Annotated in this window: 19 protein-coding genes and 1 pseudogene; 15 read left to right on the top strand and 5 right to left on the bottom strand. The window is 37.8% G+C overall.

Going from position 1 to position 21,651, the window contains the following annotated elements; genetic code table 11:
* Window positions 1–116: 116 nt before the first annotated feature.
* The gene (locus tag ABC371_RS20905) at window positions 117–1,862 is read right to left on the bottom strand and encodes a B12-binding domain-containing radical SAM protein (RefSeq protein WP_412898561.1); all 1,746 of its coding nucleotides are present in this window, start codon (window positions 1,860–1,862) and stop codon (window positions 117–119) included.
* Between the two features lie 387 nt (window positions 1,863–2,249).
* Here ABC371_RS20905 and ABC371_RS20900 point away from each other — a divergent pair.
* From ABC371_RS20900 to ABC371_RS20890, 3 genes and pseudogenes are all read left to right on the top strand, one after another.
* Window positions 2,250–2,867, top strand: a pseudogene (locus ABC371_RS20900) (HAMP domain-containing protein); the annotation flags it as partial.
* A gap of 9 nt (window positions 2,868–2,876) precedes the next feature.
* Entirely contained in the window at window positions 2,877–3,824 is a 948-nt protein-coding gene (locus tag ABC371_RS20895) for a methyl-accepting chemotaxis protein (RefSeq protein WP_412899411.1), read from the top strand.
* A gap of 111 nt (window positions 3,825–3,935) precedes the next feature.
* Window positions 3,936–4,424, top strand: coding sequence for a methylated-DNA--[protein]-cysteine S-methyltransferase (locus ABC371_RS20890; RefSeq protein WP_412898560.1), 489 nt, complete (start codon window positions 3,936–3,938; stop codon window positions 4,422–4,424).
* Between the two features lie 224 nt (window positions 4,425–4,648).
* On the opposite strand, the gene ABC371_RS20885 is transcribed toward ABC371_RS20890, so the two are convergent.
* A complete protein-coding gene (locus ABC371_RS20885; protein ID WP_412898559.1) occupies window positions 4,649–5,437 on the bottom strand; it encodes a carbon-nitrogen family hydrolase in 789 nt (262 codons plus the stop codon).
* 86 nt (window positions 5,438–5,523) lie between these two features.
* Between ABC371_RS20885 and ABC371_RS20880 the strand changes: the two genes are divergently transcribed.
* From ABC371_RS20880 to ABC371_RS20870, 3 genes are all read left to right on the top strand, one after another.
* Entirely contained in the window at window positions 5,524–6,702 is a 1,179-nt protein-coding gene (locus ABC371_RS20880; protein WP_412898558.1) for a pyridoxal phosphate-dependent aminotransferase, read from the top strand.
* 233 nt (window positions 6,703–6,935) lie between these two features.
* Window positions 6,936–7,565: a cyclic di-AMP binding protein CbpA gene (gene cbpA, locus ABC371_RS20875; RefSeq protein ID WP_412898557.1), complete on the top strand. Its 630-nt coding sequence runs from the start codon at window positions 6,936–6,938 to the stop codon at window positions 7,563–7,565.
* A gap of 308 nt (window positions 7,566–7,873) precedes the next feature.
* Window positions 7,874–8,128: a Spo0E family sporulation regulatory protein-aspartic acid phosphatase gene (locus ABC371_RS20870; RefSeq protein WP_412898556.1), complete on the top strand. Its 255-nt coding sequence runs from the start codon at window positions 7,874–7,876 to the stop codon at window positions 8,126–8,128.
* Between the two features lie 125 nt (window positions 8,129–8,253).
* On the opposite strand, the gene ABC371_RS20865 is transcribed toward ABC371_RS20870, so the two are convergent.
* On the bottom strand, window positions 8,254–9,486 hold the full coding sequence (locus tag ABC371_RS20865; RefSeq protein WP_412898555.1) for an MFS transporter: 1,233 nt from the start codon (window positions 9,484–9,486) through the stop codon (window positions 8,254–8,256).
* A gap of 226 nt (window positions 9,487–9,712) precedes the next feature.
* Here ABC371_RS20865 and ABC371_RS20860 point away from each other — a divergent pair, with 226 nt between their 5' ends.
* From ABC371_RS20860 to ABC371_RS20830, 7 genes are all read left to right on the top strand, one after another.
* Window positions 9,713–10,660: an aldo/keto reductase family protein gene (locus ABC371_RS20860; protein ID WP_412898554.1), complete on the top strand. Its 948-nt coding sequence runs from the start codon at window positions 9,713–9,715 to the stop codon at window positions 10,658–10,660.
* 109 nt (window positions 10,661–10,769) lie between these two features.
* Window positions 10,770–11,570 (top strand): inositol monophosphatase family protein, encoded by an 801-nt coding sequence (locus ABC371_RS20855; protein WP_412898553.1) that lies wholly within the window; start codon window positions 10,770–10,772, stop codon window positions 11,568–11,570.
* A gap of 128 nt (window positions 11,571–11,698) precedes the next feature.
* Complete coding sequence (gene phnD, locus ABC371_RS20850) at window positions 11,699–12,631, top strand: phosphate/phosphite/phosphonate ABC transporter substrate-binding protein (protein WP_412898552.1); 933 nt, start codon at window positions 11,699–11,701, stop codon at window positions 12,629–12,631.
* Window positions 12,632–12,790: 159 nt separating this feature from the next.
* Window positions 12,791–13,567, top strand: a complete 777-nt coding sequence (phnC, locus tag ABC371_RS20845; RefSeq protein ID WP_412898551.1) for a phosphonate ABC transporter ATP-binding protein — start codon at window positions 12,791–12,793, stop codon at window positions 13,565–13,567.
* Window positions 13,557–14,369: a phosphonate ABC transporter, permease protein PhnE gene (gene phnE, locus ABC371_RS20840; protein ID WP_412898550.1), complete on the top strand. Its 813-nt coding sequence runs from the start codon at window positions 13,557–13,559 to the stop codon at window positions 14,367–14,369. Before phnC ends, phnE (ABC371_RS20840) begins: the two co-directional genes overlap by 11 nt.
* On the top strand, window positions 14,369–15,163 hold the full coding sequence (gene phnE, locus ABC371_RS20835; protein WP_136379148.1) for a phosphonate ABC transporter, permease protein PhnE: 795 nt from the start codon (window positions 14,369–14,371) through the stop codon (window positions 15,161–15,163). Before phnE (ABC371_RS20840) ends, phnE (ABC371_RS20835) begins: the two co-directional genes overlap by 1 nt.
* 128 nt (window positions 15,164–15,291) lie before the next feature.
* Window positions 15,292–16,857 (top strand): bifunctional metallophosphatase/5'-nucleotidase, encoded by a 1,566-nt coding sequence (locus ABC371_RS20830; protein ID WP_412898549.1) that lies wholly within the window; start codon window positions 15,292–15,294, stop codon window positions 16,855–16,857.
* Window positions 16,858–16,916: 59 nt separating this feature from the next.
* On the opposite strand, the gene motB is transcribed toward ABC371_RS20830, so the two are convergent.
* Window positions 16,917–17,657 (bottom strand): flagellar motor protein MotB, encoded by a 741-nt coding sequence (motB, locus tag ABC371_RS20825; RefSeq protein WP_412898548.1) that lies wholly within the window; start codon window positions 17,655–17,657, stop codon window positions 16,917–16,919.
* Window positions 17,650–18,441 carry a flagellar motor stator protein MotA gene (motA, locus tag ABC371_RS20820; protein WP_412898547.1) on the bottom strand — a complete coding sequence of 264 codons (792 nt, stop codon included), beginning with the start codon at window positions 18,439–18,441 and terminating at the stop codon, window positions 17,650–17,652. The genes motB and motA overlap by 8 nt, the downstream gene beginning before the upstream one ends.
* 438 nt (window positions 18,442–18,879) lie before the next feature.
* On the opposite strand from motA, the gene ABC371_RS20815 reads away from it, so the two are divergent.
* Together ABC371_RS20815 and map are read left to right on the top strand one after the other, a co-directional pair.
* A complete protein-coding gene (locus ABC371_RS20815) occupies window positions 18,880–20,574 on the top strand; it encodes a M3 family oligoendopeptidase (protein WP_412898546.1) in 1,695 nt (564 codons plus the stop codon).
* A 128-nt stretch (window positions 20,575–20,702) separates the two neighbouring features.
* Window positions 20,703–21,455, top strand: a complete 753-nt coding sequence (gene map, locus ABC371_RS20810) for a type I methionyl aminopeptidase (RefSeq protein WP_412898545.1) — start codon at window positions 20,703–20,705, stop codon at window positions 21,453–21,455.
* The last annotated feature ends 196 nt before the right edge of the window (window positions 21,456–21,651 follow it).

Raw genomic sequence — 21,651 nt, 5'->3', positions numbered from 1 at the left:
GCCGCCACTCAGCGGTGTCAAGTAAATATGATTAACCCGACCCATAGAAGCGATTAGGAGCCGATAGCACGAGGGGCTTGAAAATGAAAAAAGAGTCAGCATGGGCTGACTCTGTCTTATGACACTTTTCGTGAAAATACCTTTGCTTGTCGTTCGATAGGATCAAAGTAAACAAGCAAATACGTATCCTGTTGTATAATTTCTCCTGTTTGTTTATAAGTCTCAAGGTCAAATGGGATTTTTTCAACGACAGTATGCTTGTACAAATCTTTTTCCGCAAGCTGTAATTGACTAAATTCCGCACCTAAATCATTCGGATTCTCCACAATCTCCTGATAGAAGGCCCCTCGATCTTGCTTGCTAACAAAGTCCTCCCACCATGGTTTACGTGGTTTGTACTTCTGATTTCTTAAATAATCATATTTCATGATTGCTTCAATTATAGGTAGCTCTTTGATATTTGAGTCTTGCAGAAAATCGTAGAGACGTTTGAATAAATCCTCCAGCTGATGTCCAATTCGTGACCAGCCACGTTCATCCCAATAGGTCCCAAAGTCTTGGAAGAAATCAAATGGTGTTTCAAAACTATGTGTTACCAGATATTCCACGGTTTCATTCATACGATGGTCATTCCAATACTTCTCGAGCACGTCCTCCACCTGTTTAATTCGTGTAATATCATCAAAGCTCAAAACATTGTTTCCAAGAATCTCATATGGTGAATGATCCATATACTGATAATCATGCTCTGCTGCACGAATTCGTACACCAGTTCCACGGAGCATTTTTAAAAAGCCAAGCTGAAGCTCCTCAGGTCGCATCTCAAATACATCGTTAAAGGTTTTTCGGAAGGAGTGATAATCCTCCTCAGGTAGACCGGCAATTAAGTCTAGATGCTGATCAATTTTTCCACCTTCTTTAACCATCATGACAGTCCGCTGAAGCTTTGCAAAGTTTTGCTTCCGTTTCACTAACTCGTTTGTTAGGTCATTTGTTGATTGGACACCAATTTCAAATCTGAACAATCCAGCAGGTGCATTTTTATTTAAAAACTCAATGACTTCAGGTCGCATAATGTCCGCTGTTATTTCAAATTGGAATACCGTTCCTGGTCGGTGCTCATCAATTAAAAATTGGAACATTTCCATCGCATAGCTTCTACTAATATTGAAGGTACGGTCAACGAATTTGATGGTCTTTGCTCCATGGTCCATTAAAAAGCGAATATCGTCCTTGATTTTTTCACGATCGAAATAGCGCACACCGACCTCGATGGAGGATAAGCAAAACTGACAATTAAAAGGACAACCACGGCTTGTCTCGATATATGTTACACGTTTTGATAAATGAGGAAGATCCTCTTCAAATCGAAAGGGTGTTGGCAATTCTTTTAAGTTGAGTTTATTTCGCTGGGGATTGATCTTTAATCGTTCCTCTTTACGGAAGGCGACACCACTGATTTCATCTGTGCTTTCCCCATCACGTATAGCCGTAAGTAGATCCTTAAAAGTTTCTTCACCCTCACCTATGACAATGAAATCAACCTCTGGAATGCGTTCTAGCCATTCATGCACATCATAGGTTACCTCTGGACCACCAAGAATGATGACAAGCTCCGGATTTATTTTTTTGAGCATTTTAATAACTTTAATCGTTTCTTCGATATTCCATATATAACAGCTGAAGCCAATTACATCTGGTTTTTTTCGATACAAATCAGTGACGATGTTCATGGCTGGATCTTTAATGGTGTATTCCGCCAATTTTACATCAAATTCTGGCGCGGCATATGCTTTTAAATACCGAATCGACAGACTTGTATGGATATACTTTGCATTTAATGTACTAACAACAATGTTCATTCTCTTGCTCCTTAATTGTGATTAACTAATATATTTTACCACATGGGGAGAGACGAACCAAATACCGGAAGTTTTTCTTCGACAAATTAACAGAATTTATTTCAAAGTGTGACAATTTCCTCTATAATAAGGATTAGTGAAAGCGATTTTATTTAAGGTGCTTCAAAAAGAGAGAGATAGGTTAATAAAGGGGGCAGAAGATTGAAGGGGTCAAAAAGAAAAAAAGGGGAAAAGACAATACGTAAAAAGTCACCATTTAAACTAACGGGTTGGTGGCATAACTTAAAGATAGGTTATAAATATGGTGTGGCCTTTACATTTACTATTCTACTATTTTGTTTATCAGCTTTAATTATTTTCATACAGCTCTTTACTATTAGCAATGAAATGGAAGAAGTGAAGAAAAGCGGAGATCAATCAATTCTAATTACTGAGATAGCGAGCGTTTTCAATCAACTAGGAAGTGAGATTAGTATTTACATACAAGACAGCAATGGCAAGCATGTGACGGCCTTTCAAGATTTAAGTAAACAATATGATGAATTATCAGAGGAACTAAAACCGTCCCTCACAACAATTGAGCTTCAGCTCTATAACAAAGTTGGTGAAAATAAACAAAAACTCACTACTTTGTTTGATGATAAAGTTTTTCCAGCTGTTGTATCAGCAGATAAGCTAAGTTCAATTGAATCTAGCCAAGAAGCAGAGCAAATAATTAAAGATACTGTCCGACAATTGGATCAGCTACGGGCCAATATAAAAGTGAAAAGTGATCGTTCGATAACAGCGGCAAACTCAAATGTTTCCGGAACGATTGTCGTTTTACTTGTTTCAATTGTGGCATCAACAATTATTGCCATATTGAGCCTAGTCATTATCGGTCGCAGTATTGGTAAACAGCTCAAAAAATTAGTTATCGTTTCAAATCGTATTGCCGATGGGAACCTGAAGGTCGATGAGATTGATGTTAAAGGACAGGATGAAATCGGGTTGTTGAGCAAATCATTAAATGTTATGAATGCGAGTCTTCGTTCAATGATACGTGAAATAACAACTGTCTCTGACCAAGTGGCTTCAAAGAGTTCTGAATTAATGATTTCTTCAAGCGAGGTGAAGGCAGCGAGTCAGCAAATTGCTTCTACTGTCCAAGAACTGTCAACAGGGGCTGAGGAACAAGCACATTCGTCGACGCAATTAGCAAAAATGATGGAGGAATATGCTGGAAAAATCCAATCGGCTAACCAAAATGGAAGTCAAATTAATGAGTCATCACAAAATGTTTTGGAAATGACGAAAAAAGGTCATGAATTCATGAATGCGTCAACAGAGCAAATGAATAAAATTAACAGCATCATGGAATATTCCGTGGAAAAGGTGAAAGGACTCGATGAACAAACGAAGCAAATCTCTACTCTTGTCAAAGTCATTCGTGATATTGCGGATCAAACCAATCTTTTGGCTCTTAATGCCGCAATTGAGGCTGCTCGTGCTGGGGAACATGGAAGAGGATTTGCTGTTGTAGCTGATGAAGTTCGAAAGCTAGCTGAACAAGTATCTCATTCAGTAAAAGACATAACCGAAATTGTTAACAGCATTCAACAAGAATCGAATTCTGTTGCCCGCGTTTTACTTGATGGTTATAGCCAGGTGGATGAAGGGGCAAAGCAAATTCAAGTGACAGGTCAAACGTTTGAGGATATCCACGGTGCGGTTACCGCCATGGTTGAACGCATCCGGAGCATTTCTGAAAATCTAGAAATTATCGCAGGCAGTACGGTCGAGATCAATTTATCAATTGATAACATTGCAGCAGTTTCTGAACAATCTGCAGCTGGAATTGAACAAACCTCTGCCTCTGTACAGCAAACAAATAGTTCAATGGAAACAATCTCAGATCACTCCGAACTTTTGTCAGATTTATCAAGCAGACTGAATACAATGATTAGTAAATTTAAACTGTAGTCAAATAGCCAGTGCTCGTAGAAGAGTGCTGGCATTCCTTTTTTACAGATTATACATACCAAAATATGAAAAGGTCTAGTAAAATAAATGAAAGAGAAGGGAGCGTTTTTGATGTATAAATATAGTGACATGCAGACGAATATTTTTGGTAAAATTTATATCCTCGCGGGCGAAACTGAGTTGCTTGATATCTCATTATCAGAAGACGACTGGGCCCAGGTTAGTAAAAAATATGATGTTACTTATGCACCTGATGATGAAGTCCTTATTGAAATAAAAAAACAACTGGACGAATATTTTAAAGGGGAACGCAAAACATTTAGCTTTCCAATTAAGTTTAGCGGAACAGCTTTTCAAGAGAAGGTTTGGAATGAACTTTTACATATTCCTTACGGTGAAACTCGTTGTTATGCGGATATTGCAAATGCAATTGATAATCCTAAGGCCGTTCGTGCAGTCGGACAGGCAAATCGTAAAAATCCGATCCCAATTGTTGTACCATGTCACCGTGTAATTGGAAAGGACAAATCACTAACAGGATATACTGGCACAAGAACGGACTTAAAAGAAAAGTTGTTGGAATTAGAAGGTGTGTTTTGATCGGGGCAAGTTTTTGACTTTGCTAAAATCTATAGAATGGAAATAAAGTCGATAGAATCAAATTGAAAACGATAGAATCGAAATAAAGTCGATAGAATCAAATTGAAAACGATAGAATCGAAATAAAGTCGATAGAATCAAATTAAGATCGATAGACCAGCCTATCCGAAAAAAATCCAGTGTGGGCCACACTGGATTTCTTTATAAGCCTCCGGGTATTTGATTTATTGATAAAAATCCGGTCGGCGATCTTGAAAAATCGGAATTTGCTTTCTCACTTCTTGTACCTTGCTAAGGTCAATTTCCCCAACTAATGTTGCGCTTTCTGTATCTGCTTCGGCAATAATTGTTCCCCAAGGATCGATAATCATGGAATGACCGCCAAATACATTATCAGGGTTGCTTCCAACACTGTTACAAGCAACAACATAGCATTGATTTTCAATTGCGCGGCTTAGGAGTAAGGTACGCCAATGCTCGAGGCGAGGAAGTGGCCATTCTGCTACCACGAATAAAATTTCTGCCCCACTTGTTGTATGTGCGCGAATCCATTCAGGGAAACGAATGTCATAGCAGATAACTCCGGCAGCTGGTATATTTTCAATGGTGAAATCACCTTTTGCTTCCCCAGCCTGTAAATATAAATGCTCATCCATGAGCTGGAAGAGGTGGAGCTTACTGTATTCACTGATTATTTCTCCTTCTCGATTAAAAACAAACATTGTGTTTGTTACGCCATGTTCAGTCTTTTTGGCAATCGAGCCTGCTACAATATTAACAGAATATTTTTTTGCTAAATCCCTGATAAAAGCATTCGCTTCATTTCCGTTAACATCGGCAATTTCATCTAATCTCGTTAAGTCATACCCAGTTGTCCAAAGCTCTGGAAGGACAATAATATCGGGTGTATCCTGATTCATTGTTTTTTCGATTTCTTTAGAAATAAGTTCAAAATTTTCTTGCGGTTTTCCAAATTGGATATCATACTGAATACATGCAATTTTTAGATTCATTGAGATCCTCCTCTGAAATGATACTTTACAAGTAACAATATATGATATTAGACTAGTATTTCAAGTATTTTGAAGAAGGTGTATACATGAAAATTTTCGAACAATCTGAAATTCTGCAAAACTTACCAAAACAGTTTTTCGCTTCACTTGTTGCAAAGGTGAACAAGGTTGTTGCCGAGGGACACGATGTCATAAATTTAGGTCAGGGAAATCCAGATCAGCCAACGCCACAGCATATCGTTGAGGCATTAAAAAAGGGCGCAGACCAACCGAAATTTCATAAATATTCTCCGTTTCGTGGACATTCTTTCTTGAAGAAAGCAGCAGCAGAATTTTATCAACGTGAATATGGAGTTGAACTTGATCCAGATACAGAGGTTGCGATTCTTTTTGGAGGGAAGGCAGGATTAGTTGAGATTCCACAATGCCTATTAAATCCAGGCGATATAGCGTTAGTTCCGGATCCTGGGTATCCCGATTATTGGTCAGGAGTTGAACTTGCTCGAGCAGAAATGGCTTATATGCCACTGAAAGAGGAAAATGCCTTTTTACCTGACTACTCAGAACTTGAATCGGAAAAGCTTGAAAAAGCAAAAGTCATGTTTTTAAATTATCCTAATAACCCAACCGGGGCAATAGCGACAAACGAATTTTTTGAAGAAACCATCTCCTTAGCAAAAGAACATGATATTTGTGTCGTGCATGATTTTGCATATGGTGCAATTGGATTTGAAGGGAAAAAACCAATCAGTTTCTTAGCAATCGACGGTGCAAAGGATATTGGAATCGAAATTTACACACTTTCAAAGACATATAACATGGCGGGCTGGAGAATTGGTTTTGCGGTTGGAAACCCAAGCGTAATCGAAGCTCTAAATCTCATTCAAGACCATATGTATGTCAGTTTGTTTAGTCCGATTCAAGCAGCGGCAGCAGCAGCGCTAACCGAGTCACAGAACTGTGTAAAGGAACTAGTAGATAAATACGAATCAAGACGAAATGCCTTCATCGGTGCACTTCAGGACATTGGGTGGGATGTAAAAGCGCCTGCAGGTTCTTTCTTCGCATGGCTACCAGTACCTGAAGGATACACATCTATTAGTTTTGCTGATTTATTACTTGAAAAAGCCCATGTTGCTGTTGCACCAGGGGTTGGATTCGGTGAGTATGGTGACCGTTATGTTCGCGTCGGCCTTTTAACGGACGAAGATAGATTAGTTGAAGCCGCAAACCGTATCAAAAAGTTGAATTTGTTTAATTTATAAAAAATGTATGGTAAGAAAATTAATTTCTGTCGTGACTCAGAGCTGAAGATGGAAAGTTTAAAGAGCTTTATGGAGCTTTTTCCATTAAGTCTTTTTTTGAACTTAAATAGTAAGAATATTCTTTACATTGATCAATAAATATGTTACATTTTTGTTCATTAGATTACGGCCTTTTATATGCATATAATAAAGATATTGAAGGAATTCTTCTATATGAAAGAGGAGTGGAGAAAATGAAAATACGCTATAATTTTGTCCAAAAACCAGATGTGAAGTATTGTGATAACAATTACACCGTTCAACAAGCCCTGCAACTTTTAAATGATACAGGATTTCGCTCAGTTCCTGTATTGTCAAAAGATGGTACTGTTTTTGAAGGATTAATTTATAAGGTGGACATCTTAGAGTATTTATACGAAAAAAATGGAGATGCGAGTGCGAGTATATCTACACTTGTTGAAAGCAAGGATGCATTCATTTACGAGGAAGATTCCTTTTTTAAGACGTTTTTAACGATTCGTCGTCTGCCATTTATTGCAGTATTGAATACGGAAATGGAGTTTCAGGGAATCATCACACATGCAAATGTCATGGATGTTCTTGAGGACTCTTTTGGAATGAAAACGGGTGGATATACGCTAACCATCGCTACGATTGAACATAAAGGTGCAATTAAAGAACTTGTATCCCTCATCAGTGATATCAATATAGATGGCATGCTCACGCTAGATAATGGTGAAAAATATCTTCGCCGCATTATTTTAAATCTACCTGGTTCTCTTGGCGAAGAAAAAATTCAGCAGGTTAAACGAAAACTAGAAGAAAAAGAATTTCGCGTTACACATATCGATCGAATTAAATAAAACAATGCATTGACCTATAAGGATTATCCTTATAGGTTTTTTAAATTGAAAATCATGTCGATTTTTGTAAAATTCTTTTTGTCGAAAAAGCATGAAAAGTGAGGTGTAAGCGATGTCGTACACAATTTTGTAAAATTTTCAAAGAAAAAAATGTCTATTTTTGCGAATCTATTTACATAAATAGTAGATTTTGTAATAATTCATAGAGTAACAACTAAGGTGCATCGACCAAAGGTAGTATGGGTTGGATTACGATAGTTGTATACGACGTTAGTATCTCCTAACGTGTGAATAAAGGAGTGGAAGTTTTGGAAACCAGAGGTGTAGATTACAAACAGATACTATTAGACGAAATTAATAGAAAAAGAGAAGAAATGATCACCATTGCTAATAGTACGGGGTTTACTAGTATTGAAACTATCGAATGTAGTCAAGAACTTGATGAACTTATAAATATCTATCAACGAGCAGAAGCAGCAGAACGAAACCATTCACTTTTTCGTCAGTTTTTAAAGAAAGTTATGTTATTTTTCGCACTTCAAAAAGTCAGCTACAAATCATAAATGGGCAATCTCAAACAATTCATCTATATGGGTTGTTTATTTTTTTGTCAAAATTGTACAAGATGAGCAAAGCATATACTTTCAATCCAAATAAAAAAAGGACGCCAAGTGAGCGTCCTTCAAAATCAAGCATGATTCCATTCATTTAATTTCTGATCGGTTGGCAATAAGAAGGCCATGATCCCAAGCAATGGAAGGAAGCCCATCATGATGATGGTTGGTGTCAATCCAATCGCATCAATAATCGAACCGATTGCGACTCCCCCGATCGCCCCCATACCGAAGGCAAGACCGACGATTAACCCTGACACCATGCCGATTTTTCCAGGCATCAGTTCTTGTGCATATACAACGGTAACAGAAAAGCTTGATAATAAGATAAATCCAATCACGGTTACGAGCACTATTGCGATATGCGGTCCGACAAAAGGCAAGATTAAGGCTAACGGTGCGGTTCCTAATAAGGATGCGATAATGACATTTCGTTTTCCAAATCTATCAGCAAGTGGACCTCCAAAGAAAGTACCAAGTGCGCCAGTTGCTAAGAATAGGAAAATATAGATCTGTGCTTGTGAAATGGTATATCCATATTTTTCAATGACATAAAATGAGTAAAAGTTTGTGATACTTGACATATACCAAGTCCGTGCAAAAACAAAAAGCACAAGGACAACTAATGCTAGTTTAATAGCTTTCATGTTTCCTGGTACTGCAGATACTGCTTTCTTCACTTTCTTTTGAATCTCTACTGTTTTAAGAGTTCGAGCATACCAGCCCGCAATATAGAAAAGTAAACCAACTGCAAGTGCTGCAACTAACGAAAACCAGATAGCCCCAAATTGTCCGAGTGGAACGAGAATCAATGCGGTAATGACTGGAGCAAGAGCCTGACCTGAGTTTCCTCCAACCTGATAAATGGATTGTGCCAATCCACGTCTGTTACCTGCCGCCATGTAGGCAACGCGGGAGCCCTCAGGATGAAATACGGCAGATCCGACCCCAATAAATAGAACCGAAAGAATAATCGTTATAAAGTTAGGTGCAAATGCCAATCCAATTACTCCAAAAAAGGTGGAGGTCAAGCCGATTGGCAAAGCATATGGAAATGGTTTTTTATCTGTATACCACCCAACAACTGGTTGGGCAACTGAAGCTGTCATTTGTAGTGCGAAGGAGATTAATCCAAGTTGGGTAAATGTTAACCCCATGGAACGTTCTAAAATTGGAAACATTGCTGGGATAATGGCTTGAATGGAGTCATTCAGCATATGACAAAATCCGATGATAACTAAAATTCCATAAAGCGTTTTGTTCGCATCTGCTTCTGTACGAGTAGCCTGTGTTTTTGCTGCAAGCATTTTATTTATTTCCCCTTTGTTGACTTACCTATTAAAGGTCGATTTAATCCTTTCCTCTATGAAAAACCTTTTTTCCATTTTTGTAAAGTGAAAATTCAAAAATAATCTAGGAAAAACAAGTTAAAAATCTATACGTTTTATTTTTCGAGTAGCGCTTTACCTTGTTTGAAATTTCTGATAAATTTAATGATAAGACAGTATTCGCAAAGTGAGGAGGAGGCATGACATGAAATATAGAAGGCTAGGTCGCTCGGGGCTTAAGGTAAGTGAAATCAGTTTAGGTAGCTGGTTAACCTTTGGTAAAACAGTAGATGAAAACATGGCAGCGAAAACCGTTCATAAAGCATATGAACTTGGTATAAATTTTTTCGATTCCGCAAATGTCTATGAGCGTGGTGAAGGGGAACGAATATTAGCTAGCGCGTTAAAAGAGTACCGACGGGAATCCTATTGTATTACCACTAAAGCATTTGGTGCGATGGGGGATGGACCTAACGACAGGGGGCTATCGAGAAAACATATCATCGAGCAAGTACATGCAAGCTTAAAACGCATGGACTTAGATTACGTGGATGTTTTTTATTGTCATCGCTATGACGAGGATACCCCAGTCGATGAAACCTTGCGTGCAATTGACGATTTGATTCGGCAGGGGAAGATTCTGTATGCTGGTGTAAGTGAGTGGAGTGCTGCTCAAATTCAAGAAGCGATTGCGATTGCCGATAAGTATTTATTAGATCGCATCATTGTTAATCAACCACAATACAATATGCTCCATCGTGATATCGAGGATGAAATCATCCCAGTTTGCGAAAAGAATGGAATTTCACAGGTAGTGTATTCTCCGCTTGCCCAAGGTGTATTAACGGGAAAATATCGAGGTGGTACGATTCCTTCGGGAAGTAGAGGAGCAAATTCCCAAGTGAATACATGGGTAAAAAACATTATTAATGGGATTGTATCAACGAAAATAGACCGTCTTGAGGAATTTTCAAACGAACTAGGCGTTACCTTGCCTGAATTAGCCTTAGCATGGATTTTAAGACAGCATAATGTTGCTAGCACTCTTGTTGGGGCAACGAATCCCGAACAAATCGAGGCAAATGCGAAAGCGTCTGATCTCGTCCTTGGATTTGAAGAGATTAAGAAAATCGAAGCTATTTTAACTGTGTAATTAATAGTATGCCAAAGCCCACTTTTATGTGGGTTTTTTGTATGGGAAAAAGATTGACCAATTCAAAGTTATTGGATAGGGTTAATACGAAGAAAAGGAGGAAATAAATGTGAATTGGAATGAAGTATACCAAATAGCTAAAGAATGGACATATGAAGCGGGTGAAATTCTTCGAAGAGCTACAAAGGAAAGTCTAAATGTAGAGTACAAAACGTCCGCGGCTGATTTAGTCACAAACAAGGATAAAGAAATTGAGCAATTTTTTATTGACCATATCAAGACGAACTTCCCAAACCACTTCTTTCTAGGGGAAGAGGGGCTTGCAAAGAATCAAGAGTTCAACCCTGAAAATGAAATTGTCTGGATTGTCGACCCAATCGATGGAACAACGAATTTCGTTCATCAAAAAAGAAATTTCGCAATTTCAATTGGAATTTATGAAAAGGGCAATCCTCGGATTGGCATTGTGTACGACCCAATCTCTGATGAGATGTTCCATGCAGTAGCAGGGCAAGGGGCCTACCTTAATGAACAGCCATTATCAAAATTAGAATCCAAAGCATTAGAAGAAGCCAATATTAGTATTTGCCAGTATTGGTTAGTTCCAAATGATAGGGTAGATCATACGATTTTTACTGAAATGATTCAAAAAACTAGAGGAACAAGATATCTAGGCTCAGCTGCACTTGAAATTGTGTATGTAGCTTGTGGACGATTGGAAACTTATTTTGATTTTCGTTTGTCCCCATGGGATATTGCGGGAGGAATGGTTATTTTACAAGAAGTGGGTGGTGTCATGAGGACACTAGAAAATCAACCATTCTCTGTATTTTCACCACAAATAACAGTATTTTCGAATAATAATGTGTTAAATGAGATTTTTGATACTTTACACCATGAAAAAAGATAAATGCTAGTATTCTTGTAATATGAATGTTAATAAATTGTAAAAAATTCAAAATATGTGTTGAAATCCGTAATATTTTAATATATAATGAATGGGGTTTTACTTTTACATCATGTTTAGGAGGAGAGAAAATGAAAAAGTTATTAGCACTATTAATGGCAATTGGTATGGTTTTTGTTATTGCAGCATGTGGCTCCGATGATAAAGACAAGAAGAGCGATGACAATGCAAAAGGTGAGGACAAAGGAAAGACTGAAGAAGTGACTGAATTAACAATGGGATTCATTCCTTCTCAAGAAGCTGACACAATTGCAGACAATGTTAAACCACTAGAAGAGTACTTAACTGAACAGCTTGGAGTACCTGTTAAGGCAGAAGTTATGATTGACTTCGTTGGTCTTGTTGAAGGTATGAGAACTGGTAAAGTTGACATTGGTTTCACAAATCCATTTGGTTATGTACAAGCTAAGGAACGTGCAAATGTTGACGTGTTAGTAAAAGCAATTCGTCATGGATCAGATACATACAAAGCACAATATGTTGCAGCAGCTGATTCTAAGCTAACTTCTGTAGACGATGTTGTTGCTACTGAAGGCTTAACTTGGGCATATGGTGACCCACTTTCAACTTCTGGATTCCTATTCCCAGCTTCTCAATTAATGGAAATGGGTGTTGAAAATCTTGATACTTTCTACAAGCAAGTTGCTGTAGGTGGACATGATAATGCTGCACTTGCAGTATTAGATGGATCTGCTGATTTCGCGACAACTTTCACAGACGTTCGTGACAACTTGGAAAAAGATATTCCAGATGTAAAAGAGAAATTAAAAATTATTGGTTACACAGATGCTATTCCTAATGACGGTGTTTCTGTTCGTAGCGATCTTCCAGAAGACATGAAAGCTAAAATTAAAGAAGCATTTATGTCAATCAATGATAAGCCTGAAGTGTTAAAGGTCATGAATGAAGTTTACACATGGGACGGAATTGCGGAAGCATCTGACGAAGAGTTTGATGTTGTTCGTGAAGTTTACGAGAAATTTAAAGACCAATTAGGAGAGTAATAAAGGCATTTATTCTTATTACCTAATAAAAAGTATAAAGAGAGAGGAGACATCTTCTCTCTTTTTTTAAGAGGATTTTTCTTGAAATTTTGTTGAACAAGTTAATGAACATCATACAAGTAGCAAGTAGATTTTTAATGAACGTAAAGGAGCAAGACAATGATTGAATTTAAAAATGTTTCTTTAACTTATCCAAATGGGCATCAGGGGTTAAAAAATATTAATGTTACCATTAATCCTGGTGAATTTGTAGTTGTAGTTGGTTTATCTGGCGCTGGAAAATCCACTTTTATCAGAAGTATTAACCAATTGGTTAAACCTACTGAAGGAGAGTTAATTATAGATGGCAAGAACACCTTGAAATTTAAGGAAAGAGAACTTAAAAAACTACGTACAAATATTGGGATGATCTTCCAAAACTATAATCTTGTAAATCGTATGTCTGTTCTTCGGAATGTATTGACAGGCAGACTTGGACATATTGGAACTTTTAAAAGTTTATTAGGTCTTTTCTCTACGGAAGATAAAGAGTTGGCATTAACTAACTTGGAGCGTGTAGGAATTGAAGAAAAAGCATACACACGTGCTGACCAACTGAGTGGGGGACAACAACAACGTGTAAGTATTGCACGAGCTTTGACACAAAAGCCAAATGTTATTTTAGCTGACGAGCCTGTAGCAAGTCTTGACCCTCCAACTTCACATGTCGTGATGAGAGACTTAAAAAGAATCAATCAAGAACTAGGGATTACGACCATTGTTAACCTTCACTTTATTGATATGGCCATGGAATATGCTGATCGCATTATCGGGATGAGGGCTGGTGAAATTGTGTTTGATGGTCCTGCATCTACCGTGAATGAAAAAACATTTGAGCAAATATATGGTCGTCCAATTAAGGATGGAGATATGCGCGGGAGTGTTGATGATGAGTAAACAAGTGGACTCCTTGAATAAAAAAATTCCTGTTGTGACAATGCGGGCAAAAGCAACAATTGGAAGTATATTAGCTGTAATTATCGTTTTATATATTGTTTCAGCAGTTTTTACTGAAGCCTATCCGGATGAAATTATAAAAGGAATGCCAATTGTTATTGATTTTATCGTAAAGGATTTATTCCCACCTAATCTAGGTTACGCGGATACTGTGCTTTCAAGTTTAATTGAAACTTGGAATATGGCCTTTTTAAGTACAACTTTATCAGCCATTGTAGCATTGCCAATTAGCTTTTTCGCTGCAGCAAACATTAACAAAAATAAAGTTTTTTATAAAGTTTTTCGTTTCTTTTTAAATATCTTACGTACGATTCCTGAGTTGATTTTGGCTGTTATTTTAGTAGCAATAGTGGGTATTGGCGCATTAGCCGGTGTATTAGCTCTTTTTATCTTTTCAGTTGGTATTCTTGCGAAATTGATCAGTGAAACCATTGAAGCGATTGATCCGAATCCATTAGAGGCGATTCGGGCAACGGGTGGTAATATTGTTCAAGTCATCTGGTACGGTGTATTACCGCAAATTATGCCACATTTTACATCATATTCATTATATGTATTAGAAATTAATGTTCGTGCCTCTGTTGTTCTAGGATTTGTAGGTGCTGGTGGTATTGGTTTAATCCTTAAAAAACAATTAGCGATGTTTAATTTTGACAATGTATCTACAATTGTCATCATGACTTTTATAGCGGTTACGATTATTGACTTTATCAGTAACCGAGTAAGGGAGCGATTGATGTAATGCAAAAAGGAGCGCAATTTTTAAAACCACCAGCAAAAAAAGGACGATGGAAGATTGTCGTTATTTCACTTGTCTTACTCTATTTATATTATATTGCATTTACAATGACAGATTTATCCTATCGTGGATCAGTCTTGAGCCCGATGACCATATTTAAGAGACTTTTCTGGGATCCATTCTTTATGCCAGAAATTCACGCGAAAATTCCTGAATATGCCTATTACATGTTAGAATCTATTCTGATTGCATATGCGGGTACACTTATTGCAGCTGTATTAGCTATTCCATTCGGGTTTTTAGCTGCGAGAAATATTTCAAAGGTCTCAACCATCGGAAAATGGATTTTAAATGGAATTCGTGCATTCCCAGAAATTATGCTTGCAATTATTTTCGTTGCGGCTGTCGGCATTGGCCCTTATGCAGGTGTTTTAGCAGTTGGAATCCATTCCATTGGGATGCTTGGGAAGCTGTATTCGGAAGTAGTCGAATCTATTGATATGAAAGTACTTGAAGCATTAAAAGCAAACGGTGCAAACCGAATTCAAGTGATTTGGTTTGGAGTTATTCCACAAATCATTCCACAGTTTTCAAACTATGCGATGTACCGTTTCGAAGTCGATGTTCGTGCGTCAACAATCCTTGGTATAGTTGGTGCGGGAGGTATTGGTGCCCCATTACTTATTGCATCCATGCAACGTAACTGGGAGCAGGTTGGGATGATGTTAATCATCATTATTATTGTTGTAACAATCATTGATGCAATCAGTGGAAAAATTCGTAGTAAAATCGTCTAAATGTGGAGAAACAGCACTTCTTGTATTGAGAAGTGCTGTTTTATATAAAAGTGTATGTTTTTCGTTCACGCTTAATTGGTAAATTTGTGTATACTAAAGATGGATCCTATACAAACGAGGTAACAAAGATGAAATCTATGACAATTACAATTCTAGAAACGAGTGATGTTCACGGCAATATTTTTCCAATTAATTATGGGAGTAATGAAGCTGCTGGGCTTGGTCTTGCAAAAATCGCAACCGTCATTAAACAAGAGAGAAGTCGGAATAAGAACACAATCGTTATCGATAATGGAGATTTAATTCAAGGAACTCCTTTAACCTATCATTATGTACGATCAAATAGTCATAAACAAAATCCAATGATTACATTATTAAATGATTTAAACTATGATGCAGCAGTCATTGGAAATCATGAGTTCAATTATGGAATGAAAGTATTGCAGCAAGCGATAAATGAATCTACTTTTCCATGGCTTTCTGCAAATATTTTAAATGAAAAAGGGGAGCCTTTTATTGGCAAGCCCTATATCATGGTTGAACTTGAGGAAGGAATAAAGGCTGCGATTCTTGGTGTGACCACTCACTATATCCCAAATTGGGAAAATCCTGAACATATCAAAGGATTAACCTTTGAAGATGCGTTTGAATCCACGAAAAAATGGGTGGATTACATTCGCAATGAAGAAAATCCAGACCTCATGATTGTTTCCTACCATGGGGGATTTGAAGCTGATCTTGATACAGGTGAACCTACTGAAAAACAGACAGGTGAAAACCAGGGGTATCGAATTTGTCAGGAAATTGAGGGAATTGACCTCTTATTAACTGGTCATCAACACCGTTCACTTGCCGGTAAAGTAAACGGTGTGCCGATCCTGCAGCCTAGCTTTAATGGTCAAGCAATAGGGAAAGTCACACTATCACTTACGAAGAATGATGACAGGTGGACGATTTCAGATTCAAAACCTGAACTCATTTTAGTAAGTGAAATAGAAGCTGACGATTGCTCTCTTCAGATAGTAAAAGAATATGAAACTGAAACACAGGAGTGGTTGGATCAACCAATCGGTCAGGTAATTGGAAATATGACAATTGATGATCCATTAAAAGCACGCCTAAAGGACAATGCTCTCGTTGAATTTATTAATAAAGTACAGATGGATGTTGCCAAGGTGTCAATTTCAAATACCGCTCTATTTAATAATGTCACAAAAGGATTTCCATCAAATATAACAATGAGAGACGTTGTTTCCAATTATATTTATCCAAACACGTTAGCGGTCGTACGAATTAGCGGCAAGGACATGAAGGAAGCATTGGAAAGAAGTGCGAGCTATTTTATGCTTGAAAAAGGTGATATCACCGTAAATCCTTCCTTCACAACACCAAAACCACAGCATTACAATTATGATATGTGGGAAGGGATTAGCTATATTTTTGATATTTCAAAGCCAATTGGAGAGCGTGTCGTCAAGTTAACCTTTAACGGTGAACCAATTGAACTAGATGGAGAGTATGATGTTGTCATGAACAACTACCGTGCAGGTGGTGGTGGGGATTATGCAATGTTCAAGGATAAGCCAATTATTAAGGATATTCCACTCGATATGTCAGAGTTGATTGCTAATTATATCCTTGAAAGAGGTAATATCGAAGCCACTGTAGATGACAATTGGAAAGTAATTTGGTAATAAAATGCCCACGGATGAAATATTTCCGTGGGCATTCCTATTTCCGCCTTTTGGCGAGATTATTTTGGCTGTTCGACGTTTGGCTGGATGAGTACTTCAACCCGTCGATTCAGTTTTCGTCCTTCTGCTGTTTCGTTAGTGGCAACGGGCTCATATTCACCGAGGCCACGAGCACTAAATAGTCGCGGGTCAAGCTTTTTATTTTCCAATAAGAGACTCATAAAATTAACCGCACGCATGACACTTAAATGCCAGTTGCTTTTAAATTCATGATTATTCATTGGAACCGTATCGGTATGCCCACTCACAATGATATTTCGGGGTGGGTTCATTACTAATAGTTCCGAAATTTCACGTGCTAGCTTAACATCATCAAGTCTCACGTCAGCACTTCCGGGGTCAAAGAATGCACCATCCTGAATTGTAACGAGCAAACCTTCATCAGCTAAACGAGTTTTGAGACTTAAATCTAACCCATTCTCCGTAATGTAGTTATTAATCTTTTTTTGTAATTCTTTTAGTTCTTCTTGTTCCTGTTTTTCTTTTTCTTTTTCATTATCAATCGCTGCATGATCAATTTCAACAGGTACTGGACTCTCATATTCTAAAAAAGAGGTACCCCCCCTAAAGACATTGTTAAAGGAGCTTGCAAGCTTTTGAAATTTCTGAACATCTACATTACTTGCAGCAAATAGTACAATGAACAGCGCGAGCAATAATGTCAGTATATCCGCATAAGGCACCAACCATGATTCATCCATATGCTCATCGTGTTTTGATTTTCGCCTTCTTCTAGCCATCTATCATTTCACCTTCAGTCAAAACATTCCCGCGGTCTTTATTTGAAAGATACATTGAAAGCTTTTGTTCGATTGCACGTGGTGATTGGCCTTCAAGAACGGATAAGACGCCTTCGATCATGACTTCTTTAATTTTAATTTCTTGCTTTGATTTTTGTTTTAATTTATTTGCGAATGGGTGCCATAGCACATATCCTGTGAAAATCCCCAGCATTGTTGCAACGAACGCGGCTGCGATCGCTTCTCCAAGTGCATCGGTATCGTCCATATGCCCCAATGCAGCAATCAGACCTAAAACAGCTCCCAATACCCCAAGTGTTGGTGCATATGTTCCAGCTTGTGAGAAAATTGATGCACCTGAAGCATGTCTTTCTTCGATTGCTTCAATTTCTTCTGTCATGACATCGCGGATAAATTCAGCACTTTGTCCATCAACTGCCATACTTAATCCGTTTTTCAAAAAGGGATCTTCAACTTCCGCGACTTTTACCTCAAGTGCTAAAAGTCCTTCCTTACGGGCAACAGTAGCCCAATTTGAGAACATTGGAATCAGTTCTTCAACACTTAACATCTTTTTTTCTTTGAAAAGGACTCCGAATAACTGTGGCACCCTTTTTAATTCACTGGTTGGGAATGCGATAGTTACGGCTGCAATGGTTCCTAAAATAATGATCAAAAAGGCAGCAGGATTAATTAATGCTGAAAGTGGAACGCCTTTTAAAACCATACCTACAAATATTGCGATTAAACCAAGAATGACTCCTATTAATGACGATTTATCCAAATTGTATCACCTATGCTTTCATACGTTGTTATGTGAATAGTGTTTAAAGACGCAAATTCGTGTGAATCGACGCAGAAATTTTGCTGTGGACGCAAATTTTCGAGATTCGACGCAAAAATCCGGCTATAGACGCAAAAATGCGTGAATCAACGCAAAAATCCGGCTATAGACGCAAAAATGCGTGAATCAACGCAAGAATTTGGCTATCGGCGCAAATTTTCTTGACTCGATGCAATAATCTGGTCATAGACGCAAATCTGCGAAATATGTTTCGAATCTAAAATTCTACTATTCTTTATATCGACAATCAACGCGAAAATTTTAGCGAAACTTATCAATTTCTCTCGAAGGTTTTGTAGTGGAAAAATTATGTAGGAGTGGTTTACAATGAAAGAGTATACATATTTTCTAATCTCTTATTGAAAAGGGGAACCTTCTATGAATTTTAACGATTTTAAGTATGTCCGTCCTAACATGGACGAAGTGGAGCAATCATTTAATGTCGCGCTCGAAAAATTTAAAAATGCGGCAACACCTGCTGCACAAGATGAAGCAATGAAAGAAATCATTGCGATCCAACGAACTGTTGATACAGCTTTTAACATTTGCTATATCAGACATACAGTTGATACGAATGATGAATTTTATAAGGAAGAACAAGATTATCTTGATGAAATTCAACCATTGGTACAAGGCTTAACTACTAAGTACTACGATGCTCTTGTTCATTCAAAATTTCGTACTGAGTTAGAAAACAAATGGGGCAAGCAGCTTTTTGATTTTGCAGAAACACAATTAAAAACCTTTTCACCAGAAGTAGTTGAAGATCTCCAATTGGAAAATAAGCTTTCATCTGAATATACGAAGCTTGTTGCCTCAGCAAAAATTATGTTCGAAGGCGAAGAGCGCACACTAGCACAGTTACAACCGTTTACGGAATCAATAGATCGTGATATGCGTAAAAAAGCAAATGAGGTGCGTTTTGCATTTTTCAAGGAACACCAAGAGAAATTTGATGATATTTATGATCAGTTAGTAAAAGTTCGTACTCGTATTGCTCATAAACTTGGGTATAAAAATTTCGTTGAGCTTGCATATGTGAGACTATCAAGAACCGATTACAATGCAGAAATGGTTGCAAACTTCAGAAACCAAGTGAAGGAACATATCGTTCCATTAGCGGTGAAGCTTCGTGAACGCCAAGCAGAACGTATTGGTGTGGACAGCTTAAAATACTATGATGAATCATTCAGCTTTAAATCTGGTAATGCTGTGCCAAAAGGTGACCCAGAATGGATCATCGAAAATGGGAAGAAAATGTATGAAGAACTATCTGAAGAAACAAAAGAATTCTTCAATTACATGATTGACACGAATTTAATGGATTTAGTTGCGAAAAAAGGGAAAGCTGGCGGAGGCTATTGCACATACATCAGCGATTACCAAGCACCATTTATCTTCTCAAACTTTAATGGAACTTCTGGGGATATCGATGTGTTAACACATGAAACAGGGCATGCTTTCCAAGTTTACTCAAGCCGACATTACGAAGTGCCTGAATACAATTGGCCAACATATGAGGCTGCTGAAATTCATTCGATGAGTATGGAATTCTTCACATGGCCATGGATGGATTTATTCTTTAAAGAAGATACAGATAAATATAAGTTTTCTCATTTAAGTGAAGCCTTATTATTCTTACCATATGGAGTTGCAGTAGATGAATTCCAGCACTTTGTTTATGAAAATCCAGATGCTGCTCCTGCTGAGCGAAACAAAGCATGGAGAGAGATTGAGAAAAAATACCTACCATTCCGTGATTATGATGGGAATGAGTATTTAGAAGCAGGTGGATTCTGGCAGCGTCAAAGCCATATTTACACGACTGCATTCTACTATATTGACTATACATTGGCGCAAATTTGTGCGTTCCAATTCTGGAAAAAATCAAGAGAAAACCATGAGGAAGCATGGGCTGATTATATTCACCTTTGCAAACAAGGTGGAAGCAAGCCTTTCACGGAACTAGTGAAGGTTGCAAATCTCCTTTCTCCTTTTGAAGAGGGAACCGTACAATCTGTCGTAGGTGAAATTGAAGCTTGGCTAAATAGTGTCGACGACAAGCAACTGTAAAACATGAGGACTGTGGGTGTTGTTCCACAGTCCTTTTTGTGGAAATTTTACAAATAAACTATAGTTTATGCAAAAATCCTTTATAAAGGATATAATAAAAACATCAAACTGAAATTGAGGGTGTTTTCATGATTCATTTAAAGACAAAACGAGAAATTGAATTAATGCGTGAAGCGGGACAAATTTTAGCTGCTTGCCATAAGGAAATTCGCAAACTGATTCAACCTGGAATTACAAGTCTAGAGATTGACAGCTTTGCTGAGGATTTTATTAAAAAGAATGGTGCTACGCCTGAACAAAAGGGCTATAAGGGCTATAAATATGCAACATGTGCATCCATTAACGATGAAATTTGTCACGGCTTTCCAAGAAAAACTCCTTTAAAAAGTGGAGATATCGTGACCATCGATATGGTGGTGAACCTTGGCGGCGCACTTGCTGACTCTGCTTGGTCATATGGTGTTGGAGAAATTTCACCAAAAGCCGAAAAGCTTCTTGATGTAACAAAAACAGCGATGTATAAGGGAATTGAACAAGCGGTAATTGGAAATCGCCTTGGGGATATCGGTCATGCGATCCAATCTTATACAGAGGGCGAAGGATTCTCAGTTGTTCGTGATTTTATCGGACATGGAATTGGACCAACAATGCATGAGGAGCCACAAGTTTTACACTATGGCCTTCCGAATAAAGGATTACGTTTAAAAGAAGGAATGGTTTTCACAATTGAACCAATGGTGAATGTCGGTAGATACCAGACCACTATGGACAAAAACGGCTGGACAGCGCGAACTATTGATGGAAGCCTATCCGCACAATATGAGCACACATTGGCGATCACACAGGATGGCCCATACATCTTAACGGATCAAGATGCATAACAAAGAAAAAGTGTCACATCTGCTGTGGCACTTTTTTGCTTAAAGGAATGTTTCAATTAGAATTGGGAAAATGGAGTCTGAAACCCAATGAAAATAAAGTGGAAAAAGAGTGACAAGCAAGTTTCCGTATAAACAGTATCTGCAATAAAACCTCTTAGTCGTCCCTGGCTCCTCTGCAATCGATGCAAAGACAACT

This window comes from Bacillus jepli, from assembly GCF_047238305.1.
Taxonomy (GTDB): domain Bacteria; phylum Bacillota; class Bacilli; order Bacillales; family Bacillaceae_L; genus Ferdinandcohnia.
This window is presented reverse-complemented; position numbering and strand designations above follow the sequence as displayed.